This window comes from Edaphobacter modestus (assembly GCF_004217555.1).
Lineage (GTDB): Bacteria > Acidobacteriota > Terriglobia > Terriglobales > Acidobacteriaceae > Edaphobacter > Edaphobacter modestus.
Genome location: NZ_SHKW01000001.1, coordinates 3,163,650 through 3,183,755, shown reverse-complemented (window position 1 = coordinate 3,183,755; position 20,106 = coordinate 3,163,650). Strand labels below are relative to the sequence as shown.

Here is a 20,106-nt window from a genome sequence, read left to right as displayed (position 1 = left end):
AATGCACTCACTGAGACCAGATAGGTACCCTGAAGTCGGCAAGTGTTTACCGATGTGTCCGATCTGGTCTTAACAGCCAGAATTCCCGTCGACGTGCGAGGAATGTAGGAAATGTCTCTCGTGACCCCCCGAGGAGGCCTGCGGGATGGAAGAATGTGAGGGGAGAGGAGTACGAAGCCATGGCGATGGAAAATACAGGCGGAGAGCAGGCCCGATTGAAGCAGTTGGCGGCGGAGCGCGCGCTGGAGCTGGTGGAGCCGGGCATGACGGTGGGGCTGGGCTCGGGTTCGACGGCGACGCTGTGGATCAAGCTGCTGGGCGAGAAGGTACGCGACCAGGGCCTGAAGATTCGCGCCATCGCGAGCTCGGACGACAGCGAGAAGCTGGGGCGGAGTTATGGGATTCCAATTACGACCTTTGAGGAGAGCCCAAGCCTGGACCTGACGGTGGATGGGGCCGATGAGGTTGCGCCCGGGCTGGCGCTGATCAAGGGAGGCGGAGGGAAGCTGCTGCGGGAGAAGATCGTGGCCAGCGCGTCCAGGATATTTGTCGTCGTGGCCGATGGCTCGAAGCAGGTGGAGAAGCTGGGGAAGTTTCCGTTGCCGGTGGAGGTGATCCAGATGGCGGAGCCGCTGGTGAGCCGGGAGCTGCGGGAGCTGGGCTTCACTCCGAAGATTCGGACGAATCAGGACGGGTCGAAATACATCACGGATGAAGGGAACCTGATTCTGGATTGCTCGGGGATCCTGATGGATGATCCTGCGGCAATCGCGGCGAAGCTGGATGCGATGGTGGGCGTGGTGGAGCATGGGCTGTTCCTGGGGATAGCGAAGCTGGCCCTGATCGCACAGGTGGGTGGCGTTGTGGAGCGGACGCGGTAGGGACCCCTCAGCGGCTAAATGTCGTGTGCTCAACGAGACGGTTCGAGCTTCGCTACGCTGCGATGAGACCGTAGGGATGGGGCACCCGGCAAGGTCCCAGCACAGCGTAGCGATGGCCACCAGATTTATAAAACCAGCATCAAATCCAGTACAGGGGGTTGTCTAGGCTAGGACCCCCCTTGAGCGCTCAGCTCCTCAGGCTCTGCGCTCCGGCTCAGGGCCTCGGAGGAGGCTCTACAGATCTCCCCGAGGCTCGTATTGTTTAAAGGCAATTCGTCAATTGAGGACATCCAGGTGCGATAGCTGTCGGCATCAGACGATCTTGTCGAATGCCCCCACACACGCTGAGATTTATAGTAGCGAGAAGCTGGCCTGCTGCCTATTATGCTTTGGTATTAGACGCCTAAATAGACTCGATTACCGGCCGCGGAAAGCCGAGCGAGACGATCAACCTCGCCGTCACTCACTCCAGCCTCATGCACCATTCTTGCAGTACTTCTCCAAGTCCGTGCTCAGCTTTGCAGGCGCACAATCAGTCACGGAAAACACCTTGGTTGTTGAAAATTTCCGTGTTTGACCTGATGACAGGGATGGGTGCGATCTGCAGGTCCTGGGCTGCCGTGAGATCTCCGATTGGCGAAGTTGTAGAGGAGATGAAGTGCGAGGCGGCGGACACGGGATGTTCGCCGCCTCGCATTTGAGGGGGCGTAAACACACGCCAGGGAGAAAGTTGCGCGCAACGGGCTGACTGAATGGGTGTTCAGTATGGATGTAGTTTGGAGGTTGTTATGAAGGCCACTCTGAAGGCGATGATTGCGAAGGGAATGACGGCTGGTTTGCTGGCGGTGCGTTTCTGTTGGTGAGCCCGAAGAAGGCCGAGGCTGCACAGGTGAATCTCGGGGTGCAGATCGGGCGGCCTGTTGTTTATCCGGATTACTATGGGCAGCGGAGAGCCTACTACGATCGCCTGCGCTGGGAGCAGGCTCGCAGGGACGAGATGGCTCGCCGTGAGGCGTGGCGGCATGAGCAGTGGGTGAGAGCGCATCGGGTTGCGCCTTATCCTTATGGTTATTACGGGCGGTAAACAGCTTCCTGTTTCAAGGGATGGGGCGGTTGCGGAGATCCGCGCCGGCCCTCTCTTTGTTTGATCCCCTGATGGCGATTGGAGGGCCGATTTTGTTGCGCAGGCACAGAGGCAACGGTGGGTCCTTATCTTTCGATTGCTTCCATCTAGGACATATGGGAAATGTCGAAGGGCGGGAAGGATGAGAAGATGCCCCTAGGAACAAATCAACAGGAGACTGAACGATGAAAAAGCTGTATTCGCTGATGCGGAAGCGCGGCCTTGTGCTGGCCGGGATCATGACCGTGTGTGCCTCGGGCAGCGCCTTCGCCCAGAACAAGGCCATCGACTTCAAGCAGGGAATGCCTTTCAGCGATGGATTCGTCGCGGGCAACACCCTTTATGTCGCCGGACAGCAAGGGCCGGATGCCAATGGCAAGGTTACCGGGACCGACATCACGCTGCAGACCACCAATGCAATTGCGGCCATCAAGAAGGTTGTCGAGAAGGCGGGCTTCAAGATGTCGGACATCGTCTCGGTCACGGTGTATGTGACTGACCTGAACGACGTCAAGAAGATGAACGAGGTCTACATCAAAGACATGGCGGATCCGAAGCCCGCCCGCGCCACGGTGCAGGTTGCAGGCCTGATCGGCGGAGCGAAGATCGAGATCTCGGCGATTGCGGTCAAGCACTAAACAGATTTTCTTTCTAACGGGAACGGATGTTTTGTCATCCGAAAGCAGCCAACAACCCCGGGTCCATCCCTTGCGAAGGACCCGGAGGGTCTGCATCCCAACTTGATGCAGGTTTTATTTTTCTTCCAGTAGTTAGGAGATACGAAGAAGCCACTCGCGTGTCGTCATGCCCTCCCAGCCTTCCGCAATAATGTCCGGATGGAAGATATTGACGAATTCCTCCGCGAGATGTGAATCCTTGTCGCCATAAGTGGCGATAAAGCGTTGAATATCCGTGACCGTTCCCTCAGGTCGCGATAATCTCTTCGAGCGTATTTCCATTGATCTCGAAGTCCTGATGAAAGTACGCGCCAAGCAGATAGTTGAGATACGGAAATCCAGTCTTGTCTGGATAACGATATGGGCTCATCGGCAAGCCTTTCGCTTCACGGTTTCGGAATTGGGTAAGAAGTCAGGACATAGTAGAGTTTACCGGCCTGCCGCGTCACTCTCAGAACAATGCGAACCCCCTGCATATCGGTCAGCGCACCGGTCGAGCGCACGACCCCATAGCCCACATTGGAGCCGGCATCGAAATCAAGAACCAGCGGCTTCAGATTATTTGCTGCGGATGCCCAGGCGCGAATCTGCGCAGTATTTGCCTTAGGACCGTCAGAGACCGCCTCCTCAGCCACATGGAGGGAGGAAAAAGAACTGGCTGACGGATGGCCAGAAGGCGCCGCGCCGTTCCGCGTCCCGTAATCCTCAGGCTTCTCTGCGGCTTCGCAGCACGGCGACCAGTCCTGTAATCCCGCTTGCCAACAGGAGGAACGAGGATGGCTCCGGGATCGGCGCGACATCCGATTGGAACTGTCTGGCCAGAATGGCGTCTGCGGCCGTCGTTGGGTGGAGGTCATCCCAGAAAAGATACTGGCCTGGATTGGAACAGACGGTGAATCCGTTGAAGCAGGGCTCCGTCACATTGGTAAATCCATATGCGCCGGGATTCTGGGTTACAGAGTTCAGAAGACCGAAGACGTCGGAATAGATGACATCGGAGGGAAGAGTGGATTGCAAGCCCTGATTGAATTGCTGGCTGAAGAGTGTTGCTGCGGGATCGCCGTAAAACTCAGGGGTCAGGCCGAGGTCGGGCAGTCCCGGGACCAGGATGTGGGTTGCGCCGCTGGCTTGGAGCGAAGCGACGATTGCGTCGATGTCGCTGATGGCGGTGGTCACCGAGCCTCCGGCTTCGAAGTCGTTGGCGCCTCCCCAGACGACGAAGAGCGAGCTTGGGGCGAGGCCAGGAGGCACAGTGGAGGTAGCCAGCTCCGTCAGCATTCCGGGGAGGTGTAAAAGACCGAGGCTGGTCTGCGTACCGGCGTCGCCACCGTTGCCGACGCCGGTGGTGGCTCCGCCCCAGGCGAAGTCAAAGAGGGGAGCAACGAGTTGCGCGGCCAGCTGTTCTACCGCGACCGGACCGTTGGAGAAGCGGCCGTTGTAGTAAGGTGCCGGGGGAAGTCCGACGGCGGAGTGGAGATTGCCGTTGTCGGACAGGCTATCACCATAGGATAGGCAAAAACAGCGGAGAACGAATCGGCGCCGGCAGTCGGAGTGAACGACAGAAGGATGACGGCGGTGAGTGCCGAGAGGATTGGATTCCTGTGAGTGGGCACGATGGACTCCTTGGGTAGGACTTTCTCGCTCCTGTAATCGGAACGAGGAAGCTTCAACGCTGCGGATTGTCGTGGGGGCCCGATCTGAACGGGTCTGGCGCGACCGCGTTTTCAGAATGACGACATCGTAACACCTGTGTCCGCCGGTAGAAACCCGCCGGTTTGCGAAGATGCGGGTTCCAGGAACGAAGAGCGGGAGGCGTGCTTTCTTCCGAAAGGGAGTCGTGATGACGAACAGGCTCCCGGCGAGGAGACAGCGCGAGTTGAAGCCGTGTTTTCAGTCCAGGGCTCGGTAGTAACGGGCTTCGGGCGAGGCGCAGGACTGGCAGAGGATGCGGCCGTCGGGGTCGGTGAGGTTGCGGTCGTAGTTGATGCCTTCTCCGCAGAGGGCGCAGGCGATGCGGGGGGATTTGTAGCCGGGCATCTCGCGGGGGTGGATGGGGACCTGGACCCACTGCTCGTGGAAGAGGTCGGCGTCGGGGAGCTCGCGGTAGGCGAGCATCTGCTGCTGGTTCTTGTCTTCGATGTGAGGGTAGAGGTCGCGGGCGCGCTGCTTGGAAGATTCGAGGGCGGCGACGCGGATGCCCTTGTAGGTGGGGGCGTCGTTGTCGGGCGCGAGAGGGGCGTTGAGAGCTGTTATCGGAGAAGCCAGATCGACGAAGGTAGCGGCCATCTTTCCCCAGTCGCGGAACTTGAGGGCGCGCTTGCCGAGGCGGCAGCCGGTGACGACGGCGATGGCGTCGGTGGCGCAGCGGTCGATCTCGACGAAGGTGACGAGGCGCTTGCGGTCGGTGGTGCGAGGCTCGGCGATGCCGAGGCGCTGGCAGCCGAGCATGGCCAGGCGCACGCCGAGGATCTGGCCGGCGCAGAGGTGGCCGTGGGCGAGCTCGGCCTGACGGAGGAGGTCGTCGAAGGGCTCCATGGAGTCATGATACGGCGTTGTTGGTAGTGGGTCAGTTTGGAGTGAATGACTGAAGTTGCCGAAAACCAGACTCCTCAGGCGCTACAAGTCCCCGAGGTAGGAGGACGTATACTGGACACTGTTATGCGCCGTTTTGCCAGCATCGTTGCCATCCTCCTGCTGCTCACCGCAGCCGCGCCTGTTATGGCCTGCTTGACGAGTAAGGTGATGAGCCATGAGGAAAGTGCTTGCTGCCGTGCGATGCACGGGCAATGCGGACACATGGAGAAGATGGGTTGCTGCCGGACGGAAGTTCGGACCGATGAGACACCTCAGATTGCAGCCGCGTCTCCGGCGACCGATGTCCAGTGGGTTTGCGTGGCGCACCTGCCCTACCTTCTCACCCAGGTTCACTTTGTATCCTCTACCGTATGGCGTGCGCCTGATGAGCACTCCCCGCCCAGGCTTCTAACTGCGAAAACTACTGTCCTAAGAATCTGATTCGCTCCGCATTCCAATGACCTGCGCACCGTCCGTGTGCCTGTGCCTCATTTGGTTTGATTAGGAGCATTCATGAAATCTCGAATGGTTTTGGCCTGTGCCGTCCTTGTGACGGGCACAGCGTTTGCCGCTGACCACGGCCCCGTCTTCAGCTACGCGACTCCGGTAAATTCGCAGCGTGAGTTTAGTTTCAATACGGGGATTTTTGGCCGTAACGGTTCTCGAGGGACTCAGTTCTCTACGGGCTCCGGGTTCGGCTATGGCGTCACCCCTCACATCACCATCAACGCATTTCTCCCGGCTTCCTTCGGCAGCGGCAATCTACCAGAAAGCCGCATGATGAGCGGAACCGAATGGTCTGCAGGAGCATCATGGCGGTTTCTGCACTCCGTTACGAGTGTCGGGAAGCGAATCGAATCGACTGCCTCACTCGGTTTGGTGGTTCCCGGCCCTCAGCAGGATTCGGGGGTGCTTGGTACCTTGCACCGCGCTCCGGGCGTTGCTGGCACACTCGTTACGGGGCTGGCCTCTCGCAGTCAGTACGTGTGGGTCGGTGGCGGCTACACCCGCTTTGCAGAGGCGTCCAACGATAGACGACCAGACACGCTCTCCTGGAGCGCCGTCTACGGCTACCGTCCGTCCCGCCTTCGCCGTGGATACGACAAATGGGATTACCGTGGCTTTGCCGAACTCACAGGAGAGCATACGGGCTCGATTCGTTCAGGCGGCGTCATCCTTCCCGACAGCAGCTCCACAACCGTCTGGTTAGGGCCGTCCGTGCTTGCGATCTTCAAGAACATCGCTATCGAGGGCGGAGTCCAGGGGCCACTGTTCCGCGATGTGTCCGAATCGGTGTATGGCCGTGAACGTGTCCGCTTCGCAATCAATCTCAGCTATCTCAAATACTCCTCCCATACCAGCTCCCACTGAAAGGACTGAACATGAAGAAGATCTTCGCTTTAGGCTTCCTCGCTTTCTCTGCTATTGCCGCTCATGCTGAATACGAGCAGGTCTACCTAACCGTCTTTGGAATGGACTGCGCTCCGTGCGCTCATGCCATCCACGTTTCAATGAAAGGCATTCAAGGAGTGAGCACCGTAGATGTTGACTTGAATACCGGCCTCGTTTCCATCAAACTCGCGCCGGGCAATAACGCGGCCATGCGCCAGTTCAATGAGGCCGTCGAAAAGAACGGCTTTACGCATAAGGATGCAAACTTGATCGTGCGCGGGCAGTTGTCAGGATCGTCGCAAGCCCCATTCCTGGAGGTCACCGGGACAAAGGATCGATATGCGTTGACGCCTCTCTCAGCCGGAACGGACATCTCGGCTCTGCTCGGCAAGACAGTAGTGGTCGATGGGACACTCCCGCAGTCTGGCAAAGGGAAGGTTTCCGATACGCTCCGCTACAAGTCCGTGACGGAGGCCAAATGACAATGTCGGCTGATTCACACGCCCCCGTCCAACGCGCGAGACGGGCTGCACTGCTCAGCTACTTTTCTCTCTTCAGTTCGTTCAGCACATTGCTCTGTTGTGCGCTTCCGTCGGTCCTCGTTCTCCTGGGAATGGGGACGACGGTGGCATCGCTGCTGTCGGCGGCCCCTTGGCTGGTCAATCTGTCGAGACATAAAGTCTGGACGTTCAGCATCGCGGGCGTACTGATTGCGATGAGCTTTGTGATGACCTATGCCATTGCTCCCCGATTACGCGAGGGAGAAGTCTGCGATGCAGACGACCCCACAACCTGCGGCGCGGTCAGCAAGATTAGTCGGGGCATCCTTTGGGGATCAGCCGTCATCTGGTCATGCGGTTTCTTTGTGGCGTATTTACTAGGGCCGATTCTTGAACGAATAGACCGCTAGACAAAGGGTCGATATTCAAGAGATATTGACCCCTTGCAATACCATCTCCAGGCGACCTTCACGTTGCGCATGGAAAACGGGGTTATAGGTAACTTTGGATGCCCTGGTTTTCAAACTGGTCCACTACCGAGTTGTTGAGAGCCTCGGGGTTCGGGAGGATCTTGCGGTATTGTTGCAGGAGTCGTGCGGTGAGTGAGCGGCTGGACCTGGATGGATTAGAGCTGTTGCACGGGGAGGGTATGTGGGGATCGTGTGGACGCACTTTGCGATTGGCTTCAGCGCGCTGCTGCCGCTGGTGAATCCGCTGGGTTCTGCGCTGGTGTTCCTTGGGCTGGTGGGGATTCAGCCGGCGGTGGTCTACAAGTCGCTGGCACGGCAGATTGCGATCAACATGGCGCTGTTCCTCGCCGTGATTGAGCTGGTCGGGTCGTACCTGTTGTCCTTCTTCGGGATCTCCATGCCGATTGTGCAGCTTGCGGGCGGGGTGGTTGTGGCGGCGATCGGCTGGGGAGTGTTGAACCAGAGCGACGTCGAAAGCAGCTCGAAGAACGCGGATGCACAGGCAGGCGCGAAGGAGATGACGAGGGAGAACTTCGAATCGAAGGCGTTCTATCCGTTGACGTTTCCAGTGACGGCGGGACCGGGATGTCTTGTGGTGATGCTGACGCTGAGTGCGCACACGATGGAGAGTCTCAATCTGACGGAGACGGTGCTGGCTCGCGTGGGACTGATGCTGGCGGTGGTGCTGCTGAGTGCCCTGGTGTACGTGTGCTACGCCTATGCGCCGCAGATTACTCGGGCGATCTCGCCTTCGACGGTGCATGGGATCCTGCGGGTCATCGCGTTCATCCTGCTGTGTATCGGGGTGCAGATTGCGTGGAACGGACTGGAGGCGCTGATCAAGCCGCTGATCCAGCAGCATGGGTGAGGGGGCGACTCAGGCGACCGCTGGGTTGATGGCGACGACGAGCTTTCCGTGTCCCTTGCGATTGGCGACTTTGCGGTTGTAGGCGCTGCCGGCCTTGTCGAAGGGGACGATGGCATCGACGAAGGTTCGGAGCTTGCCGGTGTCGATGAGGGCTGCGATCTCCATGAGCTGGCGCTGGTGGGGCTTGACGATGAAGAAGGCGTGCTTGATTCGGGGATCTTCGGACGACTCTTTATCGGAGGCGATGGTGACGGCGAAGCGTCCGGGCTTGACGAGGGGAAGCGAGCGCAGGAGGGTGTCTCCGCCGACGGTGTCGAAGACGATGTCGACGGGCTGGGTGATGGCGTCTTCGAAGCGGGTGACCTGATAGTCGATGATTTCGTTGGCTCCGAGCTGGCGGACGAGGGAGGCGGTGGCGGGTGAGGCGGTGGCGATGACGTGGGCCCCGTGCAGGTGGGCGATCTGGACGGCGAAGTGGCCGACGGCTCCCGCGGCTCCGTGGATGAGGACGCGGTCGCCGGGATGGAGGTGGCCGTGTTCGAAGAGGCCCTGCCAGGCGGTGAGGGCACCGATGGGGACGGAGGCGGCCTGGAGGGGAGTGAGGGTGATGGGGGCGGGCGCGATGAAGGAGGTCTCGGTGAGGCAGAGCTCGGCGAGCGCGCCCGCGGCGAACCAGTCGTTCATGCCGAAGATGGATTGGCCGAGGGTGAAGTCGTGGACGCCGGGGCCAAGGGCAGCGATGGTTCCGGAGAACTCGTGGGAGGGAACGGCTGCGGTGCGTGGAGCTCCCGCGTGGTCGTGCGTAGTGGGGTACCAGCTGAGCTCGGTGGGGGTGATGCCGGCGGCCGAGACGCGGATGACGACCTGCCCAGGACCGGGCTGGGGATCGGGAAGAGTGGCTTCGACGAGCGTGGGGGAGTTGCCGGAGTCCGCAAGGTGCATGACCTTCATGAGTACCTCCAGGGGTAAAGGAACGGGAGACGATTCCAAACTAACTAGGGTCGAAGAGCGCGGCGAATCTTTTGGTCGGTGTTGTATTGACTGAGAGCGTAGACGGCCCAGATGGTAGCAGGAATCCAGCCGATGAGGGTGACCTGGAGAACGAGACAGATCATACCGGCGAGCGGGCGCCCGATGGTGAAGAAGGTTAGCCAGGGAAGCAGGAAGGCGATGAGCAGTCTCATGGGATGCCCTCTTTTGCAGCAGATTGTCTCTTTCTAACAGATGCTGGATTGCGCGCAGCGGTTAGAGAATTTGTTTCTTGAATGAGTGACAGTCTGCCGGTTTCCGATCCGATTCGCAAGCCGCGGCTTCAGTTGCCATCGTCGTTGTCGCCTTCTTCGACGATGGAGGAGGTTCCAACGACGTCGTAGGTGGTGCTTTCGCCGCCCGTGGGCTGGATGGCGACACGGAGGGGAAGGCGATCCCACTTTGCGGGCTGGCAGACAGGGGTGGCGCGGTTCGGTTGCGGCCATTTTCCGAGGAGTTTCTGGACGACGGGGCGGCGGGCGCCGAGCTGGGCGACGATGACGTAGAGGCTGGCTCCTTTGGCGGTGGTGGCGGTTCCACAGTAAGCGGCGTAGTCGCGGAACCAGACGGCGTCGGAGACGAGGGGGTCGAAGTCGGGAAGGTGGAGCGCGGTGATGTGGCCGGTGACTCGGTCGACGGTGATCCAGGGGCCGGGCTGCCAGATCCAGCGAGGGGAGGCATCGGAGGGCAGGGCATCGTTGACGCGCAGGGCGCGCCGGATGGCGAAGGTGCGGTCGGTGATCTCGTGGGTATTTCCGGTCGTCCAGTCCTTCTGGCGGCCGTCGAGGATGAGGGGGCGAACCTTAATGGCGGAGGTCTGGTCGATCTGGGCTTCGGGTGTGGCGTCGGGCTGGGTGTAGGAGACGCGACGCGCGGCCCCGAGGGCGACGGTATGGGTCTTGGGAGCGGCAGCGAAGAGGAGAGAGGGCAGAAAAGCGAGGCTCAGCGAGAGAAGGGCAGGGTGGCGTTTCACGTATGTTTTTCTCGGGAGGTGGTCGGCCAGCTCAGGGGTTTGTGGGGAGAGCCGGCCGGATGGGATAGAAGCTCGCGAAGGTTTCCGCAGCCAGGGGGGAGAATTGCAGCCATGCTACCGAAGCCTGGGAGGTTGGCGCATTGCAAGGCCTGCCACTTTTGGGGAGTGGAACAAAAGGGGTTATCTGTGGAACAAAGTTCATGGGAGGGGGAAAGAGCTTCCCGGGAGTGCTGAGGAAGGTTCAAGAGCTGTGGAATACGCGGTAAATGTTGGTTAGTCCGCGATGCGGCGCGGAGTAGTATCGTGACAATAGAGCGTGTGCCTTTGCGCGGCGCGCCAGTGGAGCCCGCAGAGAGTGGTCATCTCCAGCAGTGAGGAAAGGATACGAACAGATATGTGGAAACCGAATCAGCCGGGAAGCAATACCCCCTCAACTCCAGAACCGTCGCGGCCGACTCCCCCGGCGCCGAGCTACGAGGCTCCGCGTGCGGCTTCTCCCGGCGCAGGCACCACTGCAGCCCCGGCTACGGGCGAACAGGCAACGATCGGCAAATCGCTGGTTGTGAAGGGTGAGGTGACCGGTTCCGAGTCGCTATACATCGACGGCAAGGTAGAAGGCGCGATCAACCTGCCCGGCAACCGCGTGACGGTGGGCCGTAACGGACAGGTCGCGGCGAACATCGTGGCTCGCGAAGTTGTGGTGCTGGGCAAGGTGCGCGGCAACTGCCAGGCGAGCGATCGCGTGGACATTCGCAGCGAAGGCTCACTGACCGGCGACGTGATTGCAGCGCGCATCTCGATCGAAGACGGTGCGTTCTTCAAGGGCGGCATCGACATTCGCAAGCCGGGTGGAACCGACCTGAAGGGCGGATCGGCCCAGCCGGTCTCGGAGAAGGAGCCTGTAACGGTCTAGTCGTAAGACAATCGGTTTGTGATTTCAGAGATGGCCCCGGCGAAGATGTCGGGGCCGTTTTGCGTTTTGGGTGCTGGTTCGGTCGGAGGTCGTATGCAGCAAAGGGGTGTATGCAGCAAAGGCTTGGAGGTATCAGAGATTGCGGGCCAAGGTGAAGAGCGCTGCGATGGTGAGGATGGCGGAGAGCGCTACCGGGGAGAGGTGAAACGGACCTGGATTTTTTTTGCGATAGGCGATCCAGCCGAGGGATGCCGGTATGAGCAGCGTGGTGAGAGCGTTGAGCTGAAGCGCCTGCAAGAGATGTCCGCACAGAAGAGCGGCGAGTGCGCGTGTGGTTCCGCAGCCCGGGCAGAGGATGCCGAGATAGAGGTGAATGGGACACTGCGGATAGAAGCTGTACTGCGTGGGCGGGAAGCGGAGGAGGATTGCGCCTACGGCGAGAATGGCGAGGATGAGAGTCGCGGTTGTTCGCCGCTGCGACAGAGCGATGGCGGCACGGCTCGCCTTGGGCGTGATGAAGCCGCGCCGAAGATGGGGCACCCAGCAAAGGAGATGGCCTTGAGAGCGCTGCAGTGTTGGTCGATGAGCCGCCACGATCAAAGGCCGCTGCGGTAGCGAATGGCCTGCTTCAGAGCGTTGAGGCGATTGAAGTGGTACTGGAAGTAGAGACCGCCGAAGAAGAAGGTCATGATGGGCCCGAGCCGGAGACCGAGCGGCTCAGCGTTGTTGAAGTGGTGCTCGAGCGAGTCGCGCATGGAGAAGCGGTAGAGGATGAGGAGGACCAGTACAGCGATGCTGATGAGGATGGACCACGGCGAGGTGTGACGATGGCCAGTGTGCATGGCGATCGCGCTGGCGCGCATGGAGAGGCCCCCACTAAGAAAGGACAGAACGGCGTAGGCGATGAAGTAAGGGAAGGCCCTGGTCTGGGGCTCGATCCGCTTCATCCAGAGAACCTGCACAAAGTCCCAGATGACGGCGAAGATGCCACAGGAGAAGATGGCAAGGACGAGGACGAGAGCCCAGTGGAGGTTTGGCGGATCGGGGTAGGGCGAGACGGCGTAGGGAGCCGGTTGTCCGTAGGGTGCGGCGGGCGGAGCGTAGGAGGGCGGGATGGGAGCGCCTGTGGCAGGGGTGACGCCTGCGGCGGGAATAGCACCTGCGGCAGGGTTGAGAATCTGTGCGACAGGAAGCCAGTCGGCCATCTCGTCGGATTTCGCGAGGTCGGTGAGGAGGACATTGCCGGAGGCGACGTAACGCTGCAGGTCTTCGAGGGTATAAGGACCGTAGGTCTGGCCTGCGCGAGAGATGAGGTAGGGCATGGTGTCTCCTGATGTGCAAGACCGATGAAAACACGCTGAGGCCCCGAGCACAAATCTTTTTCCGGCGTCAGGATGCCGGAGATTCCTGCATCGCGAAAACCATTTCAGATGCAGATTTGCAGGAGGGCAGATGGACGGTGACCGTCGTCGAGCCTTCCCCGTCGCGGCGTCCCACTCCTCCACTCTCTTGCCCTTACTCCGCAGTAACGCTTCGCTGACAAATTTCTGAGCCAGAAGAGCACGCCGACGACTCTCAAGGACAGATACCACTGCGGAAGGATTCGAAAGCCATGCACCTTATCGACATTCTTACCATCGTTCTTGCCGGATTGATGGTCGGCAACGAGCTTACCGTCTCGCTCTTCATCAACCCGGTGATGTGGAAGCTGGATGCCGGAGCGCAGGCGAAGGCCCTGAGTCTGTTCGCCGGCATCCTGGGCCGCGTGATGCCGTTCTGGTATGGCCTGTGCCTGATCCTGTTTCTGATCGAAGCGGTCGTTCACCGGGGTGAGCCAGGCTTCTATCCGCTGGTTGCGGCTTCGATTCTCTGGGCTGCGATCATCGTATTTACGATTGTTTGGCTGGTTCCGATCAACAACCGTGTGGCTGCGCTTGCCGAGGGAGCTCCTCTTGAGAGGTGGCTGCCTGAGCACAGGCGCTGGGACCGGCTGCATCGGGTTCGTATTCTTCTGCTGCTTGTGGCGCTGGTGCTGGCAACGCATGCACTGTTGCAGTGCGGCCGATAATTTCTCCCGGGTCGCGATATGCTGGAGTCCGGATGGACCCAGTCACGCACTTTATGACCGGCGCTGTTCTCTCCCGCGCCGGCTTCAATCGAAAGGCCGCGTACGCCACCCTGGCGATGACGCTTGCCGCCGAGGCTCCTGACCTTGACGTTCTCTGGTCGTTCAAGGGGCCGATTGCTGGCCTGGAGCATCATCGTGGATGGACCCATACGTTCTTGGGCGTGCCGTTTGAGGCCGTCGTTATTACGGGCGTGGTCTGGCTGGGCCATCGCCTGCTGTTGCGTTGGCGGAGTTCGAGGGGGACGCATGCTTCGAGGGGGTCGGGCGCTGCAGCTCCTATTCACTGGCCACGCCTTTATTTGTTCTCTCTTATCGCGCTGCTCTCGCATCTTCTGCTGGACTGGACCAATAACTACGGTCTCCGTCCATTTTTTCCTTTCAACCCTCGGTGGTACTCCGGCTCTTTCGTCTTCATCTTTGAGCCGGTGATCTTTCTGCTGCTGCTGGCCGCGCTGGTTGCCCCCGCACTGTTCGGGCTGGTGGGCAGTGAAGTGGGTGCCCGGCGGCCGGCGTATCGCGGGCGCGGCTGGGCTATCGCCGCGCTTGTGGGAGTGGTTGGTTTCTGGGGCTGGCGGTATGTCGAGCGCGAGAAAGCGATTGCGCTGACCCGCGAGGCGGGTCTGAGGCAGGAACAGACTCTGCGGATTACTGCCAATCCGTACCCGATCAATCCATTCCGCTGGCAAACGCTGATCGAGACGCCGCTCGTATACCAGATTGCTAACGTGAACACCCTGAACGGGAACGTCAGCTCGAGTGCGCAGGCGGATGTCTTTCACAAGCCGCCGACCACGCTGGCGACCTTGGTGGCAAAACGCAGCTGGCTGGGCCAGATTTATCTGGACTGGTCGCAGTTCCCGATCGTAAACGAGACGGTTACAGGTCCTGACGGCCTTACGGCGGTGACGTTTCGGGATCTCCGCTTCATCTACGACCCTCCGGTGCTGGGACGAGACCAGATTCCACTGTCGGCCGTGGTGATGGTCAATGACGACCGCCGGGTAGACAGGATGGAGATGGATGGACACGTTCAACGCTAGGTTTTACATTCTTCAGGGAAAAATTCAGCTAAAATTGGCAGACTGAGGTTCCTTATGGCCGCCTATTTTGCACTTATCGTCGCTGTTCTAAGCCGCATCCTGCCGCATACGTTTGGGACCACCAGTGTTGGTTTCACGGCCGTTGGTGGCGGGCTGCTTTACTTCGGTGCGCGTCGTGGGCGCTGGCAGGGCATCTTCGCTGTCCTCGCGTTGATGGCGACGGACTTTTATCTGACGACCTACGTCTACAACTACCCCTTCCACGTGAGCGCTTATGTCGTGACCTGGCTCTGGTATGCGGGGGTATGCCTCTTCGGCCATCAGGTGCTCGCCAGCAAGCCTTCCGCTCTGCGCGTCGCGGGAGCCGTGCTCGCAACGTCCACCTCGTTCTTCGTTCTGAGCAACCTGGTTGTGTGGGCGGGAAGCTCGATGTATCCGCATACGGCTCCTGGCCTGGCAGCCTGCTACGTCGCGGCGATTCCGTTCTATGCCAATGACGTTATGTCGACCGCGATCACGGCGGGTGCGTTCTTCGGGCTTCCGGCCCTGGCTCGCAATATTGCTGCCAGCGTACGCGACGGCCTGCACAGCCAGCGTCCCGCGTAAATTGCGGCTCACGCAGAAAATAGAAGGGCTGCGAGATCTCGCAGCCCTTCTATTTTTTGTCCTCCAACCCAAAATGGCTTTAAGGCGCAGGAAGATGGAGTCTGCCTGTGCTCCGTAAACTCTGCCCGACGAAGATGGTGCTTCATGAGCCTTTCGTAGCAGAGACGAAAAGGCCGGGAATTCGTTCTTCCGGATTCGTTCCAGGTCGAGGTTGAGACAGCGGTCACGACCTACTCAGACGTGCTCCCAGCCTCGTCTTCTACGGGAAGGCTCTCTCCCTTGCGTCGGTCAAAGATCATTCGGGTGACCCAGATTGCAAGGAGGACAATGAGTGCGAAAGCGATGGCGAGCACATATCCCAGGTGCTCTTTGATGGCGACGCTAAGGGTGGCGACGATCGTCGGGCCGTAGAGAATGGTAATGACGGCCCAGGTCATAAATCGGATGAACTTGCCCAGCAGGATTGCTCCGAAGAAGGAGATGGTCCGCATCTCGAAGACCCCAGCGGCGAATTCGAACAGCTTCACCGGCATCGGAGGCGGCATCATTGCGGGAATCATGATGGCCAGAAACTCCTGACGCTCGAAGCGGTCGCGAAGCTGCTCGTACCGCTTGCGGTTGATGCGCTTCAGCAGAAACAGCTCTCCGCCGGCGCGCCCCAGGTAAAACGGCAGCAGGCTGCCGATGGCCGAGCCAAGGGCAGCCATGAAGCAATAGAGCACGAACCGGGAATGGTCGTGCACGACGAATTCGATGACCATGGCATCGATGGGGACGGGGATCGCCGCCGAATCCATGATCGCGAGCGCGCCGATGCCCCAGGCGCCATAAGGGAGCAGCGCGGCCATCATGGCAGCGTTCCATTTATGAATGAGAGAAGCAGGAGAGATCTTCACGAGATTCCCCTATTTTACCTTTGGCGTATTCCGAGGGTCTGTGTCGTGCTCGGTACGTCCGCGCAGCAGCTCAAGCGCATGAGGAAGCAGGGGCAGGATGGCCTGGAGCGAGTTCTCTGCGCCTCCCGGATTTCCGGGGAGATTGATGATCAGGGCGCCTTTCAAGGTACCGCAGACGGCGCGGCTCAGCGCGGCGAAGGGGGTTTGCCTGGCCCCTTCCGACCGCATCCGTTCCGCCAGCCCTTCCACGAGGCGTTCGCAGACCATCCTGGTTGCTTCCGGGGTGACGTCGCGGGCTGCAAGTCCTGTTCCTCCAGTCGTAACAACGAGGTCTGCTGTCTCAACCCCGCGCCGCAGGGCCTCCGCGATGACCTCTACTTCATCCGGGACGATCTGCCGGGCGACAGTCGCTAACCCTACCTGGTTCAGCAGATGGGCGATGGCAGGGCCCGAGAGGTCGTTCTTTTTGCCGAGGAAACAGCTGTCGCTCACGGTCAAGACCAGCCCCCGCAGGCTCGGTGCGAATCCAGTACTCATCTGGCCAGTCTACGATTGTTGACGGGATGTGGGCGCAATGGAATCGCTCAGAGAGATGGAAAGGATGAGAAAATAAAAAGGGCGACGCTGTTCCCTGCCTGCCGAATGCGGGTTAAGCATCTGTTTAGTAACAGCAACTTTAGTGCTCGTCAGCCGTCTGACCTAGATATCCGATGCCTTCTCTAGAGACCCCACCCAGCTCCGCACCGCCCACGCCCCCGAACAGGTTGCGGACGAATCGCTATGGCGATCTCGAAGAGCATGAGCTGATTCATCTGCTCGACGCGCTGGACGACGAGCGGGCGCGGGCCCGCTTTCGCGAGGCGGTCTACATCTCGATCATCATCTGGCTGGCGATCGGATGGTTTGTGCTCTACGGGCCGCAGGTGATCTTCCATCAGCCTCGGCTGATCAATCCCTCCGACGTTCTGCGCGACCGCGACAAGGAGTTGACCTATCTCGATATGCCGAAGGATATCGGCAAAGAGCTTCCGAAGAAGCCAAGCAAGGTAATGAGCGACAAGGATCGTGTGCAGCAGACGGCGAAGCCGACGATCGATCGCAAGACTCTTGAGCAGCTGCAGGCAATGCGCAAGGCGGGAGCTCCCGGGGCTATGACAGCGCCTCCTGCACCGCAGCCACAGGCTGCTGCGCCCCAGCCTCAGCAGCAGCCGCCGGCTCCTCAGCCGTTGCCGCAGCATCCTCCGCAGCAGCAGGCAATCGTGGAGGCGCCGCGTCCGGCTCCTACAAAGCCGAACTTCGGAAACCAGAATCTGTCTGCCGGCGATGCGATTCGCCAAGCCGCGGAACAGGCGGCGCAGAACCGTGGCCAGGGCGGGGATTACGGAGCGAATGTTCCTGTCGAGCACCAGGGCATGAATACCGGTGTCGATATTCTGTCGGATACGATGGGGGTGGACTTCAACCCCTACCTCCGCAAGATCCTGCGCGAGATCTACAACACGTGGCTCCCGCTGATTCCGGAGGAGGCGCGCCCGCCGCTGAATAAGCAGGGTGAGACGCTGATTCGCTTTTCCATTCTTTCTGACGGACGAATCGGCGCGATGCACCTGGATGGCTCGACGCAGGATCAGGCGCTGGACCGCGCGGCCTGGGGCTCGATTACCGGGGTAGGGCAGTTTCCTCCGCTCCCGAAAGAGTTCCACGGGCCTAATCTCGAGCTGCGAATCCACTATCTCGTCAACAAGAGGCCGGAGTAACTTCGGCCGATGGCGGTATCTCTTCCTGAACGGCTTCGCCGGGAACGTCGACGTCAGCTTCGTGGGCTGATGTTGCTTGTGTTCGCGGTACTGTTCTTCAGCGTTCTGCGCGCCGGGGTGAGTCACGTCTTTTCAGCGGGATGGTGGAGACTGTGGTGAGCACCGGCAACTGGCCGATGATTGTGCTCGCTGGGCCGACGGCGAGTGGAAAGACCGCACTGGCGATCCGGCTGGCGGAATGTTTCGGCGGCGAGATCGTCTCCTGCGATTCCGTCGCGGTCTATCGCGAGATGGAGATTGGAACGGCCAAGCCGACGGTCGAGGAACGGGCGATGGTTCCTCATCACATGATCGACGTCGCATGGCCGGACGAGCAAGTCACCGCAGGTGACTACAGCAGGATGGCGCGCGAGTCACTGCGTGGTATCCGGGAACGCGGAGCGGTACCGATCGTCGCAGGCGGGACAGGACTCTACCTGCGCGCTCTGATCGACGGGCTGTTTCCCGCGCCGCCTGCCAGGCCGGAGCTGCGCGATCGCTTGCGCGAACGCGCAGAAGCGCGGGGCACCGGGCATCTTCATCGTGTTCTCACGCGGCTCGATGCCACGGCTGCGAGAGCGATCCATCCCAACGATGTTCCCAAGATGATCCGCGCCATTGAGGTTTCGCTGGCGTCGGGAGTCGCGGGCAGAGGGGAGCGAGGGCCGATGACGGAACAGTGGAAGCAGGGGCGCGACCGTCTGACGGGTTATCGCATCCTTCGACTGGGGCTAAATCCGCCGCGCGACAGGCTGTATGAACGTATTAACAAACGCGCGGCAGCGATGTTCGATCGCGGGCTTATCGAGGAGACTTCGAAACTGATTGAGCGTTATGGTCGCGAGTGCAGGGCGCTCGGCTCTCTGGGCTACGCGCAGGCTGCAGCGGTGCTTGCCGGAGAGATCACGCGCGAAGAGGCGGTGGCGCAGGCGCAGCAGGGGCATCGCAACTATGCCAAGCGGCAGCTTACCTGGTTTCGGCGCGATGAGGAGATGCAGTGGCTCGCGGGCCTTGGAGGGGAGCAGGATGTGATGGACGAGACTATCCGTCTTAGCGAACGCTTTCTGAAGAGCGAAGAGGCTAGCCTTCTACAATAAAAGCCATGACTTACTTTGAGGTATTCGAACTTCCTGAAAAGCTTGTAATGGATACAGCGGCACTCGAGAAGCAGTTCTACACACTCAGCCGGAAGCTTCATCCAGACCGCTTCGCCTCACGACCCGCAGCGGAGCAGGAGCAGGCTCTCACGCAGTCCTCGCTGTTGAACGATGCTTATCGGACCTTGAAGGATCCAATCCTGCGAACACAGTATCTGCTGAAGCTCCAGGGGGTGGAGCTCGAAGAACAATCCAAGGCGGCGACCGATGCTGCGCGGGAGACTGGAGGACAGAAGAAGCAGATTGTTCCTCCTGAGCTGCTGGAAGAGGTGTTCGAGTTGAATATGCAGCTGCAGGAGATGCGGATGGCAAAGCAGATGGGCGAGGACGAGCCCGAGCTGCGGCGCGATCTGATGACGGCGAAAGACACCTTTGACGCGAGGATGGTGGAGACGCAGGCGGAGCTTGAAGGGCTATGGGCCCGATGGGATCACGCGGTGAATACTGGGGATGATTCGGGGAAGGCCTCTGTGCGCGATGCGATGGTGACGTTGCTCAACAAGAGAAGCTACCTGCGAAACCTAGTTCGGGACGTGAACGAGGCGCTCGAGTAAGCGGATGGAAAAGTCTTCCTGCTTGATGGAGCTTTCTCTTCGCGAAGAAGAAGCAGCTGTTCGCTTAGTGCATCAGAGGCTACCAATCTTGCTGTTCAAGGGCTCTGTTCCGCCCCTTTAGACTCGAGGTGCTATGGTCGTACCGGATGACCCCGTGGAATGTATGTTGCCAGCCTCATCGCGTTCGCGTTGCTGTCGCTGACAGGAAGCGCGGCTACTGGTGACGGTCGTCAATGCAGGTACGCCGGGAGATAGCGCAATCGTCCGCCGAGAGAACGTGTGCGCGCGGTGAATGCTGTTCTCGGGAACATCTCTCGATGCGACCATCTACCCATCGCGGATTTTCACTCTGCTTTGGGCGATAAGCCGACACTTACTCGCTTTGCCTTAGGAGGCAGGACAGACCTTTGGCTGTGTTACTCTTATTTTTGTATGTGCCTCATCCATATCCACCTAACGCTTTGTTGTTGTTGACCATCTCTGTGGTCCGGCAAGAACTGTGCGCGATTTAATTCTTCTCTCATTCATC

General features: G+C 59.9%; 27 protein-coding genes. 15 read left to right on the top strand and 12 right to left on the bottom strand.

Annotation, left to right across the window (positions count from 1 at the left end; all coding sequences use genetic code 11):
* Positions 1-179 precede the first annotated feature (179 nt).
* The 3 genes from rpiA to BDD14_RS13445 all read left to right on the top strand — a co-directional run bounded on the left by rpiA (position 180) and on the right by BDD14_RS13445 (position 2,642).
* Positions 180-881: a ribose-5-phosphate isomerase RpiA gene (gene rpiA / locus BDD14_RS13455; RefSeq protein WP_242617933.1), complete on the top strand. Its 702-nt coding sequence runs from the start codon at positions 180-182 to the stop codon at positions 879-881.
* Between the two features lie 859 nt (positions 882-1,740).
* On the top strand, positions 1,741-1,965 hold the full coding sequence (locus BDD14_RS13450) for a hypothetical protein (RefSeq protein ID WP_130419253.1): 225 nt from the start codon (positions 1,741-1,743) through the stop codon (positions 1,963-1,965).
* 224 nt (positions 1,966-2,189) lie between these two features.
* Positions 2,190-2,642 (top strand): RidA family protein, encoded by a 453-nt coding sequence (locus BDD14_RS13445; RefSeq protein WP_130419252.1) that lies wholly within the window; start codon positions 2,190-2,192, stop codon positions 2,640-2,642.
* Between the two features lie 286 nt (positions 2,643-2,928).
* Here the strand turns inward: BDD14_RS13445 and BDD14_RS31820 are convergent, their stop codons facing one another.
* From BDD14_RS31820 to BDD14_RS13425, 5 genes are all read right to left on the bottom strand, one after another.
* On the bottom strand, positions 2,929-3,051 hold the full coding sequence (locus BDD14_RS31820) for a contact-dependent growth inhibition system immunity protein (RefSeq protein ID WP_165420066.1): 123 nt from the start codon (positions 3,049-3,051) through the stop codon (positions 2,929-2,931).
* 16 nt (positions 3,052-3,067) lie between these two features.
* On the bottom strand, positions 3,068-3,481 hold the full coding sequence (locus BDD14_RS33720; protein WP_278045480.1) for an RNase A-like domain-containing protein: 414 nt from the start codon (positions 3,479-3,481) through the stop codon (positions 3,068-3,070).
* Complete coding sequence (locus tag BDD14_RS13430) at positions 3,387-4,175, bottom strand: SGNH/GDSL hydrolase family protein (RefSeq protein WP_242618243.1); 789 nt, start codon at positions 4,173-4,175, stop codon at positions 3,387-3,389. Before BDD14_RS13430 ends, BDD14_RS33720 begins: the two co-directional genes overlap by 95 nt.
* Positions 4,085-4,294 (bottom strand): hypothetical protein, encoded by a 210-nt coding sequence (locus BDD14_RS33020; RefSeq protein ID WP_242617932.1) that lies wholly within the window; start codon positions 4,292-4,294, stop codon positions 4,085-4,087. The genes BDD14_RS13430 and BDD14_RS33020 overlap by 91 nt, the downstream gene beginning before the upstream one ends.
* 277 nt (positions 4,295-4,571) lie before the next feature.
* Positions 4,572-5,216 carry an FmdE family protein gene (locus BDD14_RS13425; RefSeq protein WP_130419249.1) on the bottom strand — a complete coding sequence of 215 codons (645 nt, stop codon included), beginning with the start codon at positions 5,214-5,216 and terminating at the stop codon, positions 4,572-4,574.
* Between the two features lie 45 nt (positions 5,217-5,261).
* Here BDD14_RS13425 and BDD14_RS13420 point away from each other — a divergent pair, with 45 nt between their 5' ends.
* The 5 genes from BDD14_RS13420 (at position 5,262) to BDD14_RS13400 (ending at position 8,485) form a co-directional block, all read left to right on the top strand.
* Positions 5,262-5,696 carry a hypothetical protein gene (locus BDD14_RS13420; RefSeq protein WP_130419248.1) on the top strand — a complete coding sequence of 145 codons (435 nt, stop codon included), beginning with the start codon at positions 5,262-5,264 and terminating at the stop codon, positions 5,694-5,696.
* 72 nt (positions 5,697-5,768) lie between these two features.
* Positions 5,769-6,626, top strand: a complete 858-nt coding sequence (locus BDD14_RS13415; RefSeq protein WP_165420065.1) for a hypothetical protein — start codon at positions 5,769-5,771, stop codon at positions 6,624-6,626.
* An 11-nt stretch (positions 6,627-6,637) separates the two neighbouring features.
* The gene (locus BDD14_RS13410) at positions 6,638-7,129 is read left to right on the top strand and encodes a heavy-metal-associated domain-containing protein (protein ID WP_130419247.1); all 492 of its coding nucleotides are present in this window, start codon (positions 6,638-6,640) and stop codon (positions 7,127-7,129) included.
* The gene (locus tag BDD14_RS13405; protein ID WP_130419246.1) at positions 7,126-7,557 is read left to right on the top strand and encodes a hypothetical protein; all 432 of its coding nucleotides are present in this window, start codon (positions 7,126-7,128) and stop codon (positions 7,555-7,557) included. Before BDD14_RS13410 ends, BDD14_RS13405 begins: the two co-directional genes overlap by 4 nt.
* Positions 7,558-7,798: 241 nt before the next feature.
* Positions 7,799-8,485 carry a MarC family protein gene (locus tag BDD14_RS13400; RefSeq protein WP_130419245.1) on the top strand — a complete coding sequence of 229 codons (687 nt, stop codon included), beginning with the start codon at positions 7,799-7,801 and terminating at the stop codon, positions 8,483-8,485.
* Positions 8,486-8,494: 9 nt separating this feature from the next.
* Here the strand turns inward: BDD14_RS13400 and BDD14_RS13395 are convergent, their stop codons facing one another.
* The 3 genes from BDD14_RS13395 to BDD14_RS13385 all read right to left on the bottom strand — a co-directional run bounded on the left by BDD14_RS13395 (position 8,495) and on the right by BDD14_RS13385 (position 10,487).
* Positions 8,495-9,436 carry an NADP-dependent oxidoreductase gene (locus BDD14_RS13395; protein WP_130419244.1) on the bottom strand — a complete coding sequence of 314 codons (942 nt, stop codon included), beginning with the start codon at positions 9,434-9,436 and terminating at the stop codon, positions 8,495-8,497.
* 44 nt (positions 9,437-9,480) lie between these two features.
* On the bottom strand, positions 9,481-9,669 hold the full coding sequence (locus BDD14_RS13390) for a YqaE/Pmp3 family membrane protein (RefSeq protein WP_130419243.1): 189 nt from the start codon (positions 9,667-9,669) through the stop codon (positions 9,481-9,483).
* Between the two features lie 128 nt (positions 9,670-9,797).
* On the bottom strand, positions 9,798-10,487 hold the full coding sequence (locus BDD14_RS13385; RefSeq protein WP_242617931.1) for a hypothetical protein: 690 nt from the start codon (positions 10,485-10,487) through the stop codon (positions 9,798-9,800).
* A gap of 394 nt (positions 10,488-10,881) precedes the next feature.
* Here BDD14_RS13385 and BDD14_RS13380 point away from each other — a divergent pair, with 394 nt between their 5' ends.
* Positions 10,882-11,400 carry a bactofilin family protein gene (locus tag BDD14_RS13380; protein ID WP_130419241.1) on the top strand — a complete coding sequence of 173 codons (519 nt, stop codon included), beginning with the start codon at positions 10,882-10,884 and terminating at the stop codon, positions 11,398-11,400.
* A 132-nt stretch (positions 11,401-11,532) separates the two neighbouring features.
* On the opposite strand, the gene BDD14_RS13375 is transcribed toward BDD14_RS13380, so the two are convergent.
* Positions 11,533-11,940 carry a DUF2752 domain-containing protein gene (locus BDD14_RS13375; RefSeq protein WP_165420064.1) on the bottom strand — a complete coding sequence of 136 codons (408 nt, stop codon included), beginning with the start codon at positions 11,938-11,940 and terminating at the stop codon, positions 11,533-11,535.
* A gap of 56 nt (positions 11,941-11,996) precedes the next feature.
* Positions 11,997-12,722, bottom strand: coding sequence for a DUF4339 domain-containing protein (locus tag BDD14_RS13370; protein ID WP_130419239.1), 726 nt, complete (start codon positions 12,720-12,722; stop codon positions 11,997-11,999).
* Between the two features lie 290 nt (positions 12,723-13,012).
* On the opposite strand from BDD14_RS13370, the gene BDD14_RS13365 reads away from it, so the two are divergent.
* Genes BDD14_RS13365 through BDD14_RS13355 form a run of 3 tightly spaced genes read left to right on the top strand, consistent with a single transcriptional unit; the run spans position 13,013 to position 15,174 of the window.
* Complete coding sequence (locus BDD14_RS13365) at positions 13,013-13,468, top strand: anthrone oxygenase family protein (protein ID WP_130419238.1); 456 nt, start codon at positions 13,013-13,015, stop codon at positions 13,466-13,468.
* Between the two features lie 32 nt (positions 13,469-13,500).
* Positions 13,501-14,568: a metal-dependent hydrolase gene (locus tag BDD14_RS13360; protein WP_130419237.1), complete on the top strand. Its 1,068-nt coding sequence runs from the start codon at positions 13,501-13,503 to the stop codon at positions 14,566-14,568.
* 54 nt (positions 14,569-14,622) lie between these two features.
* The gene (locus tag BDD14_RS13355; protein ID WP_130419236.1) at positions 14,623-15,174 is read left to right on the top strand and encodes a DUF6580 family putative transport protein; all 552 of its coding nucleotides are present in this window, start codon (positions 14,623-14,625) and stop codon (positions 15,172-15,174) included.
* A gap of 230 nt (positions 15,175-15,404) precedes the next feature.
* On the opposite strand, the gene BDD14_RS13350 is transcribed toward BDD14_RS13355, so the two are convergent.
* Together BDD14_RS13350 and BDD14_RS13345 are read right to left on the bottom strand one after the other, a co-directional pair.
* Positions 15,405-16,070, bottom strand: a complete 666-nt coding sequence (locus BDD14_RS13350; protein WP_130419235.1) for a YqaA family protein — start codon at positions 16,068-16,070, stop codon at positions 15,405-15,407.
* Between the two features lie 9 nt (positions 16,071-16,079).
* Positions 16,080-16,607 (bottom strand): MogA/MoaB family molybdenum cofactor biosynthesis protein, encoded by a 528-nt coding sequence (locus BDD14_RS13345; protein WP_130419234.1) that lies wholly within the window; start codon positions 16,605-16,607, stop codon positions 16,080-16,082.
* Positions 16,608-16,780: 173 nt separating this feature from the next.
* On the opposite strand from BDD14_RS13345, the gene BDD14_RS13340 reads away from it, so the two are divergent.
* The 3 genes from BDD14_RS13340 (at position 16,781) to hscB (ending at position 19,577) form a co-directional block, all read left to right on the top strand.
* Complete coding sequence (locus BDD14_RS13340) at positions 16,781-17,827, top strand: TonB family protein (protein ID WP_130419233.1); 1,047 nt, start codon at positions 16,781-16,783, stop codon at positions 17,825-17,827.
* 152 nt (positions 17,828-17,979) lie between these two features.
* A complete protein-coding gene (gene miaA, locus BDD14_RS13335) occupies positions 17,980-18,963 on the top strand; it encodes a tRNA (adenosine(37)-N6)-dimethylallyltransferase MiaA (protein ID WP_423201755.1) in 984 nt (327 codons plus the stop codon).
* Positions 18,964-18,968: 5 nt separating this feature from the next.
* Positions 18,969-19,577, top strand: a complete 609-nt coding sequence (gene hscB, locus BDD14_RS13330; protein WP_130419231.1) for a Fe-S protein assembly co-chaperone HscB — start codon at positions 18,969-18,971, stop codon at positions 19,575-19,577.
* Positions 19,578-20,106 lie beyond the last annotated feature (529 nt).